Below are 15,802 nucleotides of genomic sequence, written 5' to 3'. Positions count from 1 at the left end.
TACTAAAAGTACAAGGCTTAGATTATAATTTAGTAGGTAAAACATAAATTTTTTATAATATTTAAAAAAATTTAAAAAACGTTTGACAAAAGCAGAATAGATAATTATAATAATAACAACAACTAAACAAATAAGAATAGTTGGATATATACAGTCGACTAGACAAACTAGAGACTATGTTTAACAATGTTTTATTTCTATAAAGCGTGGTTTAACATGGTCTTTTTTATTATTAAAATTTAATATTTTCTTATCTAGAGAAACTGAGGGACTGGCCCAATGAAGTTTCAGCAACCAGTGTGTTTCATTCGCATGCATGGTGCTAAGTCCAGCAGGTTTTCCTGAAAGATAAGGCTAAAGGATAAAAAATCTTCACTTAGTCTTATATTAGTGAAGATTTTTTTTATAAATAAGAAATTAGGTTGTAAGCTTTTTAAAAGCAAACAACTGAGGGAGTGCAAATAATATAAATATACGGGGGTAATCTTTATGAAAAAAACAAAAATCATTAAATTATTTACACTAGGGATCATAGCAGTAATTTCATTAACCGCATGTGGAAAAGATACAGCAGAAGTTAATAAGAGTAGTGTCTCAAACCCCAAAACAGTAATCGTAGGAACCGGAAATGCATTTAAACCATATTGCTATCTAGGTGCAGATGGAAAACCCACAGGATATGAGGTCGCTGTTTTGCAAGAAGTTGATAAAAGACTTCCACAATATAAATTTGAGTATCAAGCAATGGATTTTTCAAATATTTTAATAAGCTTACAATCTGGAAAAATAGATATTGCAGCACATCAATATGCAAAAAATGCAGAACGTGAAAAAAATTATCTTTTTGGAACTCAAGGATATGCTAACGACATCGTAAAGCTGACAGTTTTAAAAACTAGAAATGATATAAAATCTATTAAAGATTTAAATAACAAAAATGTTCAAGTCAGTACAGGATCTAATGCTGCCAACTATTTAGAAAACTATAATAAAGAACATGGAACAAAGATAAATCTTATTTACGGATCACCAGATACAGCAACTTTAATAAAATCTATGGAAGATGGAAAAATCGATGCGTTTTTTTCATGGGCACAGCAGGTAGATATGTATAATAAGTCCTTTGGAGATGTTTTGAAATTAGAAGGAGAGCCTATATATAATACTGATGTTTATCAAGTGTATAGAAAAAATGAAAGCAAATTAAAGACTGATGTTGATAATGCATTGAAAGATATGAAAAAAGATGGGACATTATCAAAAATTTCTATTAAGTATTTAGGAGCAGATTATACAAAATAAAATGGTAGAGAATGGATAAAGCAGAAAAGGAAGGTGAATGGTAAGGTGCCAATAAGACAATCAGCTTATGAAATAGAAAAAGATATAACAGAAATTAGAAGAACAATACACAAAAATCCAGAACTTGCTATACGTGAATTTGAAACATCAAAACTTGTGGCTAAAAAACTTAAAGAGTTTGGAATTGAAGTTATTGAAAATGTTGGTAAAACTGGTGTGGTAGGAATATTGAAAGGTAACAATAGTGGGAAAACAGTTGCATTAAGAGCCGATATGGATGCATTACCTATACAAGAACAAAATGATTTTGAATTTAAATCTAACAATGATAATGTAATGCACGCCTGTGGACATGATGCACACACAGCAATACTTTTAGGCTCAGCTTCAATATTATCCAAAATGAAAGATTCTATAAATGGAACTGTTAAATTTATTTTTCAACCTAGTGAAGAAAGTTCACTAGGTGGTGCCCAGGATATGATAAATGAAGGCGTTCTAGAAAATCCAAAGGTAGATGCAGTATTTGGTTTACATGTAGATCCTAATCTTTTATCAGGAACTGTTGGATATAGACCCGGAGAGTTTTATGCTTCAGGAGGGGCATTTAAAATAGATATTATTGGTAAAGGTGGTCATGGAGCATTACCCCACAGAGCCACAGATGCAATTTTAGTAGCATCAGAATTAATACTTTCATTACAAACAATAAAATCCTCAAGAATAGATCCACTGGAGCCTTTTGTAATGACTATAGGAACCATAAACGGGGGTAGTCAAGCCAATATAATAGCTAACAAGGTAACATTAACAGGGACACTTAGATTGTTTAGTGAGGACATAAGCAAGAACATAGGTGAAATGATGGAAAACATTATAAAAGCTATTACTCTCTCATATGGAGCAACTTACAATTTTAAATTGCAACTAGGTGGAACTCCATTAATTAATGATATCAAAATGATCGAAATTGTAAAAGATTCGGCAGTAAAAATTGTTGGAGAAGATTTTGTTAAATTAATTCCCAAAACTCTCTTAGGAGAAGACTTTGCATGTTATACAAGGGTTGTTCCATCAGCATTTGTATCTCTAGGTGTAGGATTTAGGGACAAAAAAAATTATTCACTTCATAATTCTAAATTTGATATTGATGAAAAAGCATTGCCAATTGGAACGGCATTATTAGCACAGTCAGCTGTAGATTTTTTAGACAGCAATTAATAAAGATATTACAAATAGAGGAGAGATATTTTATGAAAAAATTTAAGGTTATGAAATTATTGACGGTGGCGACGCTAGTAGGTGTATTATTAACAGCCTGCGGAGCAAATAAAACCAGTTCTGAAGCCACTAAAAGTAATCCTAAAACGGTGATTATAGGAACAGGAAATGCATTTAAACCTTATTGCTATTTAGATGCAAATGGTAAACCAGCAGGTTATGAAATTAATGTCTTGAAGGAAGTAAACAAAAGATTACCACAATATAAATTTCAATTTCAACCAATGGATTTTACAAATGTATTACTAAGTTTACAATCTGGAAAAGTTGACGTTGGAGCACATCAGTTTGAAAAAAACCCTGAAAGAGAACAAAAATTTCTTTTCTCAAATGAGAGTTATACAACGTTTATTTTGAGAATAACTGACTTAAAGAATAGAACAGACATTAATTCAATTGATGATTTAAAAGGAAAAAAGGTTCAAGTAGGTAAAGGAAGTAATGATGCATATACTTTAGAACAATATAACAAAACTCATGGAGACGCAATTAAACTTGTATATTCATCAGCAGATATAGCAACGACAATAAAAAGTCTTGAAGCTGGTGATATAGATGCTTTTATATCAGTTACAAGATTAGTTGAACAATATAATAAAACTTTTGGAGATAAACTTAAAACAGTTGGAAGTCCAATTTCATCTTCAAGTACTTATTATTTATATAGAAAATCGGATACAACACTACAAAAAGATATAGATAAAGCATTAAAAGCTATGAAGGCAGATGGAACACTAGAGAAAATTTCAAAAGAAACATTGGGTGGAGATTATACACATAATGATTAACAATTAATAAAACGAAAGGAGGAATGTATAGTGACTCAGTATTTTGATGGTAAATTGGTATTTGAATATTTACCACAACTGTTATCAAGACTTCATATTACATTATTGCTTGTTTTCACAGCAACTATAGTTGGAATGATTTTGGGATCAGTATTAGCATTAATTCGTTTGCATAAGATTTTAATATTAAATCAAATTGTAGCAATATACATCTCCTTTATAAGAGGAACACCTATAATTGTTCAGATGTTTATAGTTTATTACGGACTGCCAGCTATACTTATGAATTTTGGAATCAACATAAACAGGTGGGATAAGCTTATATTTGTAATAATAACTTATGGATTAAACACTGCAGCCTTTATGTCAGAAATCATTAGATCAGCAATAACAAGTGTACCAATAGGACAATCCGAAGCGGCATATTCAGTAGGGCTTACTAAAATTCAAACTTTCTATAGGATTGTAGGACCACAAGCTTTAAAAACTGCATTACCAAGTATATCAACTACTATTGTAGGACTTCTTCAAGATTCTGCTATAGCATTCTCGTTAGGAATAGTTGATGTTATGGGTGAGGTTCAAGTTTTAGGTGCAAGAACCTATCATACTATTGAAGGATATGTAGCAGCAGGAATTATATTTTTCATATTAGGAGTAATTGTTGAAAAAGTCAGCGGGCTAATTGAAAGAAAGTCTTTGCTTAGTAAATTATAAATTAGGTAGGTGTTTAGATGGGTAGTCAATTTGATACAAATTTTATGGTTACAGTTGCACTCAAAGCGGCAATAAAGTATATACCAATAACATTAGAACTAGCATTAGTACCATTTATTGTAGGTACAATTTTAGGAACAATAATTGCACTTGTAAGATTGTATAATATAAAGTTTATTTCAAGGATATTGCAAGTTTTTGTGGTGATTGTAAAGGGTGTTCCTGTAGTACTACAACTTCTAATTGTATACTTTGCAGTACTTCAATGCTTTGATAGTATTGCTAAAGGCCTACATTTGGCAATACGTGCAAAAAACATAAATTCAGTTTATATAGGATTAATTGCATTAAGCTTTTTCGCAACAGCGTATATTTCAGAGGCTATACGTGGGGCACTTATAGCAGTAAAAGAAGGCCAATATGAAGCAGGTTATTCTGTTGGACTTACAAAAGCCCAAACACTAATAAGAATTATATTACCACAAGCTTTGCCAGTTGCAATGCCCATGTTATGTAGCAATTTAATAGGGCTTGTAAAGGGATCTTCTCTAGTGTTTATGATTTCAGTAACCGACCTTTTGAATGGAGCTCTAATAACAGCCAATTCAAACTACAAATTTCTTGAAGCTTATGTAGCAGCAGCAATTGTGTATTGGGTTATGTGTATAATAATTGAAAAAATATTTTATTCGCTAGAAAAAAGGTTTTATGCATTCAATAGGGGGTGATTTTGTTGATAGAAATTAGGTCAATATATAAAAAATTTGGTAAAAACGAAATTTTAAAAGGTGTGGATTTAAAAGTAGAAAAGGGTGAAGTTATTGTAATACTTGGACCTAGTGGTTCAGGAAAAACTACATTATTAAGATGTATTAATTTTTTAGAGAAGGCAGATGATGGAGAATTAATAATAGGAGAAGATAAAATCCATTTTCAACACGTCACTAAAAAGGACATATTTAATGTGAGAAAAAAAACAGCAATGGTGTTCCAAAATTATAACCTTTTTAATAATAAAACAGCCATTGAGAATGTAATGGAAGGTCTAGTAATAGCAAGAAAGGTTCCAAAGAAGGAGGCAGAACAAATAAGTAAAAAAGTACTTGATAAAGTTGGACTTTCAGATAAATATGATTTTTATCCGTGTCAGCTTTCAGGGGGTCAGCAGCAACGTGTTGGGATAGCAAGAGCACTTGCACTTAATCCAGAAGTGATTTTATTTGATGAACCAACTTCAGCATTAGATCCAGAACTTGTAGGAGATGTGCTTGAGGTTATGAAAAAGGTTGCTGAAGAGGGCATAACAATGATTGTTGTTACTCATGAAATGTCCTTTGCTTATGACATAGCCACTAGAGTTATATTCATGGAAGGTGGAGTTGTAGTAGAGGAAGGAACACCAAAAGAAATATTTACAAATGCTAAGGAGGAGAGAACAAGAACGTTCTTAAAGAGAATAGTTCCTGAATGGAGTTATACAATATAACTCAGATTAAACAGAAGGGGTGATAAAATGGCAGGCATTATAGCAAAAAATCGTGAAGATAGACCCTATGCACTTACAGATGGCGGTGGGTGCAGTAGTAATCTTTCTAATAAATTTAAAAAAAGATGTTTAAAAAACGCAGATAGAACTTTTGCTCAGGCAACGCAATGCCAGGAAACAAACAGCATTGCAGCACTTCTATCTATGGAAGATGCCGCTTTTGTTGTACATGCGCCAAATGGTTGTGTAGGCTGTGTTTCATTTATGAATGATAATTTTAAAGTTGGACAATTTCATAGAAAGATTGAAAAAATAAGAAACGCTAGATACATTGTCACTAATGTAGATGAAAAAGATGTGGTATTAGGAGGAGAAAAGAAGGTTAAAGAAGCTGTTTTAGAGCTTGAAAACAGATATAAACCAAATATAATATTTATATTTACTTCATGTGCTTCTGGAATTATTGGAGATGATGTTGACTCTGTTGCAAATATAGTTCAAAAAGAAGTTAATGCAATTGTTGTTCCAATTCATTGTGAAGGTTTCAAATCAAGAGTTCCAGCTACAGGTTTTGACACGGTATTTAAAGCAATTGAAAAATATATAATCAAAGGAGAAAAACCAAAGAAGGAAAAAGGATTAATAAATGTTTTTGCAACTACATCCATTGGTTATAAAGATCAACTTGAAATGGAAAATTTACTTGCAGTTTTAGGTTTGCATGTTAATTATATACCTTTTTATTCAAGTGTGGAAAAACTAAAGAGGATACCTGCAGCTGAATATTCTGTGGCAGTATGCCAAGTATTTGCAGATGAATTTATGGAACATCTTAAAGAATATTATGATATACCATATTCAAAAACAGGAATGCCAATAGGAATACGGAGTACAGACGAATGGTTTTTAAGTGTTGCAAGATTAGTTGGAAAAGAAGACATAGCTTTAAAATATATAGAGAAAGAGCATGAGAGAGTACTTCCTCAAATTGCAAAGATAAGAGACCACATTGGAGGAAAAAGAGTATTCATATGTGCAGGTACTGGTAGGGGTATTGCGGCAGCAACTTTAATAGAAGATTTTGGCATGAAGCTTGTTGGCATACAAACACCTACTTATGAAGAGGCATTAATTGAAAACTTTGAGCAGCTTGAAGAAATTCATGGTGGAGATTTTATTATTGATATTGCAAACATGCAACCTTTTGAACAATCTAACTTAGTGAATAAATTGAAGCCAGAATTATTTATTGGAATGTCAACTTGGGTTTCAAAATTAGGAGTACCTTCTACACACATTTTGGAATCGAAAAGACCAACTTTTGGATACAATGGACTGCTATATTTAGGGCGAAAAATAGAAAATGCGGTTGAAAATCCAAGCTTTAATATAAAACTTGCAAAACATAAAAAACTTCCATATAAAAACTCGTGGTATTCAGAAAATGCTTTTAAATATTTCAAGGAAGTAGGGAATGAAGAATGAGCAAATGTATAGAAAACCCAAGAACTTCCTGTGCACTTGGAGGAGCCCTTGCAGTGGCGACCGGAGTGGAGAGGGTTATACCTATTTTTCATGCGGGACCTGGCTGTGGACTACAAGTGTCAATAGGTCAAAAAACTGGGTATATAGGAGGAATAGGATGTCCTAGCACAAATATGTTTGAAAAAGAAGTTGTGTTCGGAGGAATTCAAAGGCTCAGAGAAACAATTGAGGGCTCTTTAGAAGTAATGGATGGAGATTTATATGTGGTTTTAACTGGTTGTACTTCTGGAATCATAGGAGATGATGTTGATAGTGTTGTTAATGAATTCAAGAGAAAAGGTGTGCCTATATTAAATGTTCAAACATCTGGATTTAAAGGAGATACCTACTATGGATATGAGATTACTTTAGATGCACTAGTAAATGCTTTAACTGAGACTTCACCAAAAAAAGAAAAAACAATTAATCTTTTTGGAATAGTTCCACATCAGGACATCTTTTGGCAAGGTAATTTTGAAGAACTAACAAGAATATTGAACAAATTGGGGATAAAAGTTAATACATTTTTTACTGAACATCAAGGAATTGAAACTATAAAAAAATCTTCTGAAGCAGCACTTAATGTTGTTTTGTCACCTTGGCTTTTAAAAGATTTAGCAGAAACTTATCAGAATAAATTTGATGTGGATACCTATAGATATCCTGGGCTACCTATAGGACCAACGGCTACCTCAAAATTTATAAGAGAGTTATCAGAAAAGCTAAATTTAGATAGAAATGATGTAGAAAAAGTAATTGAAGAGGAAGAGGACTATGTTTATAGCCATTTTGAGAGAAATATAGGTGTAGTTTCAAATTATAGATTTATCATAGTAGGAGATGCAAACACAGTAATAGGAGTAACAAAATTTTTAGCTAATGACTACAGTCAAGTACCATTACTTGCAGTAATAACAGATGATATTCCTAAAGTTTATCATGCAAAAATAGAAGAAGTTGCAAATTTAGAATATGGAAGAAAACCTAAGGTTGTTTTTGAAACTGATAAATGGAAAATAAGTGAATTAATAAGAGAATTTGAAGATGAAGCTACACTCCTTATGGGAAGTAGTTTTGAAAAAGAAATAGGAAATGAATTGGACATATTCACTACGCTAGTAAGTTATCCAAATACAGAAACGTTTATTATTAACAAGGGTTACGCTGGTTATAGAGGATGTTTAACATTTCTTGAAGATTTATATAATAACAATTAACAAAAAATGAAAAGAAATAAAGGAGGATTTTCAAATGGCATTTAATTTAAATGGATCAAATGTTCCAACGAGAGAAGCTAGACTAGGTTCTATAACAGGTTACAATGGCAACATTCATGATCTTGTAAAGAAATCGCAGTGTGGAGGACTTAAAAATAGAGACAGATGTTTTAGCCAGTCAAGCTCCTGTAATGCTGGATGTGCACTAGGTCAACTTTCTGGAATAAGAGATATAGCAATAATAAACCATGCACCATCAGGATGTACGGCTATAGCACCAGGAGTAACTGTATCAAATGATCAACTTGCAAAAAAAAGAGGAGTAACTAATGCTACTGTGTTTATAGGCACAGATATGAATGAGAAGGATACAGTATTTGGTGCAACAACAAGTCTTAGAGAAATAATATTAGAAACTTACAAAAGGTATAAACCTAAAGCGATATTTATAGGAACATCTTGTGTAACAGGCATAATTGGTGAAGATGTTGATAGCGTTGTTGATGAATTAAAAGCAGAACTTCCAATACCTATAGCGCCTGTACACTGTGAAGGATTTAGATCTAGAATATGGGCCTCTGGCTTTGATGAATCCGATCATGCAGTGCTTTCAAGTATTGTTAAACCAGCAAAAACCAAAAGAAACATTATAAATTTTAAAAATTTTTTTGAAAGTGCCAGGGAGGACATAATTGAAATATTTAAAAATTTTGATGTAGAGCCACTTTTCTTGTATCAAAATTCAACAGTAGAAGAATTGTCAAGGCTTTCAGAATCACTAGCTACAGTTTGCATATGTGGTACTTTAGGAACATATCTAGGAAATGGATTAGAAGAGAAATTTGGAGTACCTTATGTAAGAACAATAAATCCATTAGGAGTAACAGGTTTTGAAACTTGGCTTAGGCAAATTGGCGAGGTAATAGATAAAAAACAGCAAGTTGAAGATTATATAGCAAGAGAAAGAGCAGAGTATCTTCCTAAAATTGAAGAAGTCAAAAAAGAACTGAAGGGACTTCGTGCAGTACTTGGAATGGGACCAGGATACACTTTTGAAGTAACAAGAGTTCTTCAAGAACTTGGAGTTGAGGTAGTATGGGCAGCAGCATGGCATTATGATAAGAAGTATGATAATGCAAAGGTTCCACCAGCATTAGACTATCTATTGGAAAACTCACCAAATAACTTTAAATTAAGTATAGCGGATCAACAAAATTTTGAAATACTTAATATACTTAATGAATATAAACCAGATATATATTTTTCAAGACATCCAGGAACTACAGTATGGGCCATAAAGCAGGGGATACCAGCACTATATGTTGCAGATGAATATATGATTTTTGGGTATAAAGGTACATTAAATTTTGCACACTCACTCCTTGATACAATAAAAAATAGAAGTTTTGAAAAAAATCTTGCTGCAAGAGTAAAACTTCCGTATACAGACTGGTGGTACAAACAACAAAATGGAAAATTCCTAAGAGAGGAGCAAAAATAATGACAAAAATATTAGACCAACCAAGATATAAATGCGCAATGACAGCAATGCAAACAGTTCAAGCAATTACTAGGGCTATACCAATATTACATTCAGGTCCTGGTTGTGCAGAAAAGTTAAATGGTAGTGTAGGAAGTTCTGGATATTTTTCACCACATATATATCCATGTACAAATATAAGTGAAAAAGAAGTTGTGTTTGGAGGTGAAAAGAGATTAAAAGAGACTATAGAAAATTCCCTTAAGGTTATAGACGCTGACTTATATGTAGTATTGACTAGTTGTACGTCTGAAATTATAGGTGATGATGCATTTGAAGTAGTTCGTTCTTTTAAAGATTCAGACAAACCTGTAATATATGCATCAACTCCAGGGTTTAAAGGCAACAACTATAATGGACATGACTGGGTAATAAAAGCAATTATTGAACAGTATCTAAAACCTTCTGATGAAAAAATCACAGGACTTGTAAACATATGGTCAGGTCCTCCAATGCATGATCCCTTTTGGCTTGGAAATCTAAGAGCACTAGAAAAACTTGTGGAAGAGTTAGGACTAATACCCAATACAATATTTGGTCAAGGGAGAGGACTTGAAAACATAGATAAAATTCCAAAAGCAGATTTTAACTTATTAGTATCACCATGGGTTGGAATTGAAACTGTTAAACTTCTAGAAAAAAAATTTGGTACACCTTATTTACATTATCCTACTATACCAATAGGAGCATTTGAGACAACTAAATTTTTAAGGGAAGTAGGAAAGTTTGCGGGAATAGATGATGAAAAAACTCAGAAGATAATTGATAAACATGAGGATGAATATTACTACTATATTGAAAGGTTTGCAGATGTTTTTCTAGAGACACGTGTAATGTCAAAAAGATTTGTAGTTGTTTCGGATGCACAATATTCCCTTGCAGTTACAAAATTCTTAGTAAATGATTTAGGACTTTTTCCATCAAAACAGTATATAACTGATGATACGCCAAATGAATATAGAGATTGGATAAGAAATCAATTTAAAACTTTGAACTATGGTATAGAAGCAGAGGTGGAATTTTCAACGGATGGATATTTGATTCATGAGGAAATTAAGAATGCAGATTTCTTTGGCTATCCACTTATTTTAGGAAGTTCATGGGAGAAACAAGTTGCTAAAGAGACTAATGCTCACTATCTTACAATTTCATGGCCTATAGTTGAAAGACTAGTTATAAATGGTTCATATGTAGGATATGCTGGTGGTCTTAAGCTTTTAGAGGATATATATTCAGTAGTACTTACAAGATTTAATTAAGGCGCATTCAAAAAATATGTCTAAGTATAGGAAAGGGTGGTAAATATGTCTAGCAATACAATCAAAGTAAATAAGGATGATAAATTTAAGAAATTGTCCAATATACATCCATGCCTTGGGGGAGAGGCTCACACAAAATATGGCAGAGTTCATTTACCTGTAAGTCCAACTTGTAATATACAATGTAAGTTTTGCAAAAGAGATTGTAATGAGGATGAGGATAGACCAGGAGTTGCAAATGGAATTCTACATCCAAAAGATGCAGTAGCAACGGTTAAAAAAGCACTTGAACTTTGTCCAGAAATAACGGTTGTTGGAATAGCGGGTCCTGGTGATACTTTAGCAACAGGATATGCTATAGAAACCTTTAGACTTGTACATGAAGCATATCCAGATTTAGTTGAATGCCTTAGTACAAATGGACTTTTACTTGAACGTTATGCTGACGATCTCTATGAAGCTGGAGTTAGCACAATAACTGTAACTGTTAACGCTGTAGACCCTAAAATTCAAAGCCAAATAATTTCAAATGTAATATTAGATGGTAAAGTATATTTTGGGGAAGAAGCAGCAAAAATCCTTATAGATGCACAATTAAGGGGAATAAAAAAGATAAGTGAACTAGGTGTAATAGTAAAAGTTAATACGGTGCTTGTACCGGGAATAAATGATAAACACATAGAAGAAACAGCAAAAACTGTTAAAGAAGCAGGCGCAACACTGTATAATATTATACCACTGATTCCGCAACATGATCTTAGTCATGTTCCTGCACCTACTTGCCAGCAGCTTGATAATGCAAGACTTGAAGCAGAAAAATATCTAGAGGTATTTAGACATTGCAAACATTGCCGTGCCGATGCCTGCGGAATACCAGGGAAAAAAGATTTATCAAGTTTACTTTATGGAAAACGAAATGATCTTGAAACTTTTTCACACGGTTAAATCTTTATAAGACATAGGACTAATACTTAGAATTGACATAGTAATTTAATTGAGGAGGAAGATATGGTTGAAGATATAAACAGAACTTATAAAAAAAAGGACACTGTTTCACAATGTGATATAGAAAAAATATTGCAACTAGTAAAGACCATAAAGTATGGCTCAATAACACTGGTCATTCAGGATGGCGTCCTTATTCAAATAGAAACTAGTGAGAAAATAAGGCTTAAATAAAAAAGAAAATGTTAAGGAGCTGTTTATAGTGAATTGTAAAATTCCAATAAACAGCTCTATTAGCATTTATATTGGATTCCACATTTTAAATTAAAAAATGTGTTTTTTTATAATTTATGTAGTTATTTCTTTTAGAATAATTTAAAATAAAATTATATAGATATTAAAACAAAGGAGAGTTTTAATTATGATAGTTAAAAAAAGTGAAACTAGGATTGTCACTGGACCAGAAGGTTTTGAAAGGATATTTTTTGCAGGTGGGAAAAAGCTTATGTCTACGCAGGTAAATATGAAGAATGGAGTTGTCGGGCCAAGCCATTCACATCCACATGAACAAGTAAACTACATTTTGTCAGGTAGCTTAGAAGTAACTATAGCAGGTGAAAAAACAGTATTAAATGCTGGTGATTCTTATTATGTTGAACCTAATATAGAACATGGAGCAATAGCTCTCTTAGATACAGTGATGTTTGAGACCTTTACACCAGAGAGGGAAGATCTTTTATAATAAAAATAAAGAAAAATGGAGGTAATAGGAATACCTCCGTTTTTTTATTCTAATTCATTTGTCCTGTTAAGTGCACTTTTTACGCTAGACATAACTATGCCATGAAAACCAGCTTCACTTAAGTAGTGAAGACCATCGATAGTTATTCCTGCAGGTGAAGTCATGGAGTCTGTAATTTGATACGGATGTTTTCCTGTTTCTTTGATTGTAAGAGCAGAAGCAATAATGTTTTCAAGGGCAATAGAAGTTGCATCCTTACGTGAAAATCCAGATTGGACGCCAGCATCAATAAGACCAGCAATAAAGTACATAACATATGCAGGACCAGCACAGCTATAAGCAGTAAAGGCATTAAACATATTTTCCTGAAGGAACATAGTTTGGCCAAGAGAACTTAAAATAGTTTGAACTATAGCTTTATCTTCCTTACTAACTTTATCGTTTGTACTTACAGCACTATAGCCATGTTGTACATCAATCATTGTATTTGGCATAACTCTAACTAATTTATGATTAGCTCCAAATAGTTCTTTTAACTTTTCTAGCTTTATTCCAGCACATATTGAAATAATAGTAGTATTTTCAGAAATGCTGTCTTTTAAGCTTTCTGTAACCTTAAAAATATCTTGAGGTCTAACAGCAATAAAGAGTACATCTGCATTTTTAGCGGCATCAGCAGCTGTTGTGGAATAATGTACTTTATAAGTATTATAAAGATACTCTAATCTTTCCTCCAAAATGTCATAAACCTTTATGTTGTCACTTGATAATACACTTGTTGAAATTAAGCCACGGATTATGCCTTCCGCCATGTTTCCGCCACCAATAAATGAAATTTTATTATTTAGCATAAAAATATTCCTCCCCAAATTCACTTTCCAATACATCTAAATATTCATGGCCAAATAGCTTTACATAGTCATCTAAAACTTTAGAAATTATTAAATTTCCATCACTGGACAGTTCATTTCTTATTGTTTTGCTAAAGGAATATAGAAGATGTGCTGTATGAAAGTTAAAGTCTCTAGTACAGCTAGCTCCTAAATCTTTTTTCTTATTAGCAAGATCTTTTGCAGCTTTTTCAGTTAATGGAGTTTGCCAATGAAATTCACAATGATCATCACCAAAGCTTAAGTTACTAGTGGCACTCATGTGAAAATTACTGTTGAAGCCATTAAACACAGCGTCATCTATATTGATGCAATAATTTCTTCCATATTCTAAAAGGTCATGCTTTTTCCAAGCAGCACACCAAGGACATTTTGTAACGCCATTTATGAATTCGGGATTAGTGCTAATAAGGCACATTTCCATTTCACCTTTTTGGGGGGCCCATTCACCGTAGGCTTGGCTATTTACAAAATTAAGTGAATCTCCATTTTCTACGGCTCTTTCAGCCATTCTATTTCCACGTTCATGTCCATATATATCTACTGCTTTATAAATTAAACCAGATCCATTTTCTTTAAAGGTTTCAATAGTATGTTTTGAGAATAAAGCAAAGAGTGTTGCGTGATGCTCAATAGAACAGTATATAGGTTCATTTATACTCATGTAATCATACTCCCTTTCATAATTTACTAAAGTTAATAACATTGTATAGCAAAGAAGACTAAATTTCTAGTTATATAGTAAGGAGATAAGCATATTAAAGTCATAAAAAGTACACGTGAAAAAATATAAAATAATAATATTTGTCTAAATATAAAAATATGAGTAGAAATTTGTTGACAAAAGAAATAAGCTAATTTATAATCAAAAACAAATCTGATTACTAGGAAAAGTATAACGCAAAGAAATTAAATTGTAAATATAGCTTAGTAAAAAAGCTAAATAAAAGGAGTGATAAAGTTGGAAAAGGCATCAATTAATATCAAAAAAGTAGTACTATTGGCAGGAGCCTTGTGTGCATATTGGATTGGATCTGGTTTTGCAACAGGACAGGAAGTTTTACAATTTTTCGGAGCAAGTGGAACTAAAGGTATACTTGCAGCAATTATATTTCTAATTATAATGAGTTATCTAACTTATACACTATTTGGAATTGGACAAAAAAAGAAGTTTGAAAATCCATATAACGTATTTGAATACTATTGTGGAAAAATTATAGGACAAGTTTATATATGGTATAGCGTTGTGTTAGTATATGCTATATGTGTAGTAATGTTAGCTGGTGGTGGAGCGACAATAAATCAATACTATGGTGTTCCAACATATGTAGGGACAGGTATTATAGCAGTTTTGGCATTAGGTACAACACTACTTGGAGTGGAAAAGCTTATTGATATAATAGGGGTTATAGGACCGGTGAAAATTTTATTTGTAGCTATTGTAGGTATAGCAGGTGTTGCTACAATTTTTGCACATCCAGGTACATTAACAAATGCAAGTAAGCTTATGCCAACACTAGGCTTTAAAGCAGCTTCATCAAATTGGGCATGGTCAGGAGCACTATATGCATTTTTGGCATTGATGGTTAGTATACCTTTCCAAGTTGACTGCGGAGCATCTGCAGGAAGTGAAAAAGAAGCAAGAATAGCAGGACTTACAGGTACTGTTGCCTTTACCGTTGCAATAATATTTTTAACTATAGCTGAAGTTGTTTATGATAAGTTAATAGCAGGACAACAAGTTCCAACACTTACAATTGCAAAGCACATATCACCAGCTTTAGGATTAATTTTTTCAGTACTTATAGTTGTAAGTATATATTCAGCTGTGGCATCATTTCTTTTAGTTACAGTAAGAAAATTTGCAAAGGATAGAACTAAGAAGTTTAATATTATTGCTATAATATTAACAGTTGTTGCTACATTATTTGGTGGGATAATTCCTTTTGATAAGTTAGTAAATATACTATATCCATTAGCAGGATATTCAGCTATAGTATTTGCTGGCTTTATTGTTGTAAAGGGCATTAGAGAAAAAATTTCTAAGACTGATGATATGTTAGATGAGGCTAGCTAGCATTAAGCGAAAAACCAATAATATGATTGACTTC

16 protein-coding genes and 1 riboswitch are annotated in these 15,802 nt (G+C 32.5%); of the genes, 14 read left to right on the top strand and 2 right to left on the bottom strand.

What is annotated here, in order from left to right:
- Window positions 1-247 precede the first annotated feature (247 nt).
- A riboswitch (SAM riboswitch) is annotated at window positions 248-355 on the top strand.
- Window positions 356-489: 134 nt separating this feature from the next.
- The 13 genes from B8978_RS15890 to B8978_RS15830 all read left to right on the top strand — a co-directional run bounded on the left by B8978_RS15890 (window position 490) and on the right by B8978_RS15830 (window position 12,801).
- Window positions 490-1,302 carry a transporter substrate-binding domain-containing protein gene (locus tag B8978_RS15890; protein ID WP_084117281.1) on the top strand — a complete coding sequence of 271 codons (813 nt, stop codon included), beginning with the start codon at window positions 490-492 and terminating at the stop codon, window positions 1,300-1,302.
- A gap of 45 nt (window positions 1,303-1,347) precedes the next feature.
- Window positions 1,348-2,523, top strand: coding sequence for a M20 metallopeptidase family protein (locus tag B8978_RS15885; RefSeq protein WP_084117279.1), 1,176 nt, complete (start codon window positions 1,348-1,350; stop codon window positions 2,521-2,523).
- 32 nt (window positions 2,524-2,555) lie between these two features.
- Window positions 2,556-3,371, top strand: coding sequence for a transporter substrate-binding domain-containing protein (locus B8978_RS15880; protein WP_084117277.1), 816 nt, complete (start codon window positions 2,556-2,558; stop codon window positions 3,369-3,371).
- A 30-nt stretch (window positions 3,372-3,401) separates the two neighbouring features.
- Window positions 3,402-4,088: an amino acid ABC transporter permease gene (locus B8978_RS15875; protein ID WP_084117275.1), complete on the top strand. Its 687-nt coding sequence runs from the start codon at window positions 3,402-3,404 to the stop codon at window positions 4,086-4,088.
- A gap of 17 nt (window positions 4,089-4,105) precedes the next feature.
- Window positions 4,106-4,816 (top strand): amino acid ABC transporter permease, encoded by a 711-nt coding sequence (locus tag B8978_RS15870; RefSeq protein ID WP_084117273.1) that lies wholly within the window; start codon window positions 4,106-4,108, stop codon window positions 4,814-4,816.
- A gap of 5 nt (window positions 4,817-4,821) precedes the next feature.
- Window positions 4,822-5,574 (top strand): amino acid ABC transporter ATP-binding protein, encoded by a 753-nt coding sequence (locus B8978_RS15865; protein ID WP_084117271.1) that lies wholly within the window; start codon window positions 4,822-4,824, stop codon window positions 5,572-5,574.
- A 27-nt stretch (window positions 5,575-5,601) separates the two neighbouring features.
- The gene (locus B8978_RS15860) at window positions 5,602-7,059 is read left to right on the top strand and encodes a nitrogenase component 1 (RefSeq protein WP_084117269.1); all 1,458 of its coding nucleotides are present in this window, start codon (window positions 5,602-5,604) and stop codon (window positions 7,057-7,059) included.
- Window positions 7,056-8,315 (top strand): nitrogenase component 1, encoded by a 1,260-nt coding sequence (locus tag B8978_RS15855; RefSeq protein ID WP_084117267.1) that lies wholly within the window; start codon window positions 7,056-7,058, stop codon window positions 8,313-8,315. The genes B8978_RS15860 and B8978_RS15855 overlap by 4 nt, the downstream gene beginning before the upstream one ends.
- A gap of 34 nt (window positions 8,316-8,349) precedes the next feature.
- Window positions 8,350-9,816 (top strand): nitrogenase component 1, encoded by a 1,467-nt coding sequence (locus tag B8978_RS15850; protein WP_084117265.1) that lies wholly within the window; start codon window positions 8,350-8,352, stop codon window positions 9,814-9,816.
- Complete coding sequence (locus tag B8978_RS15845; RefSeq protein WP_084117263.1) at window positions 9,816-11,114, top strand: nitrogenase component 1; 1,299 nt, start codon at window positions 9,816-9,818, stop codon at window positions 11,112-11,114. The genes B8978_RS15850 and B8978_RS15845 overlap by 1 nt, the downstream gene beginning before the upstream one ends.
- A gap of 45 nt (window positions 11,115-11,159) precedes the next feature.
- Window positions 11,160-12,059, top strand: coding sequence for a radical SAM protein (locus B8978_RS15840; protein WP_084117261.1), 900 nt, complete (start codon window positions 11,160-11,162; stop codon window positions 12,057-12,059).
- 63 nt (window positions 12,060-12,122) lie between these two features.
- On the top strand, window positions 12,123-12,293 hold the full coding sequence (locus B8978_RS15835) for a YezD family protein (RefSeq protein WP_084117259.1): 171 nt from the start codon (window positions 12,123-12,125) through the stop codon (window positions 12,291-12,293).
- Window positions 12,294-12,480: 187 nt separating this feature from the next.
- Window positions 12,481-12,801 carry a cupin domain-containing protein gene (locus B8978_RS15830; RefSeq protein WP_084117257.1) on the top strand — a complete coding sequence of 107 codons (321 nt, stop codon included), beginning with the start codon at window positions 12,481-12,483 and terminating at the stop codon, window positions 12,799-12,801.
- A 44-nt stretch (window positions 12,802-12,845) separates the two neighbouring features.
- On the opposite strand, the gene proC is transcribed toward B8978_RS15830, so the two are convergent.
- Entirely contained in the window at window positions 12,846-13,652 is an 807-nt protein-coding gene (proC, locus tag B8978_RS15825) for a pyrroline-5-carboxylate reductase (RefSeq protein WP_176212729.1), read from the bottom strand.
- Entirely contained in the window at window positions 13,642-14,355 is a 714-nt protein-coding gene (locus B8978_RS15820; RefSeq protein ID WP_176212728.1) for an L-2-amino-thiazoline-4-carboxylic acid hydrolase, read from the bottom strand. The genes proC and B8978_RS15820 overlap by 11 nt, the downstream gene beginning before the upstream one ends.
- A gap of 297 nt (window positions 14,356-14,652) precedes the next feature.
- Between B8978_RS15820 and B8978_RS15815 the strand changes: the two genes are divergently transcribed.
- Entirely contained in the window at window positions 14,653-15,768 is a 1,116-nt protein-coding gene (locus tag B8978_RS15815; protein WP_084117251.1) for a YkvI family membrane protein, read from the top strand.
- Window positions 15,769-15,802: the final 34 nt, after the last annotated feature.

Origin of the sequence: Clostridium acidisoli DSM 12555 (assembly GCF_900176305.1) — a bacterium.
Classification (GTDB): domain Bacteria; phylum Bacillota; class Clostridia; order Clostridiales; family Clostridiaceae; genus Clostridium_I; species Clostridium_I acidisoli.
This window is presented reverse-complemented; position numbering and strand designations above follow the sequence as displayed.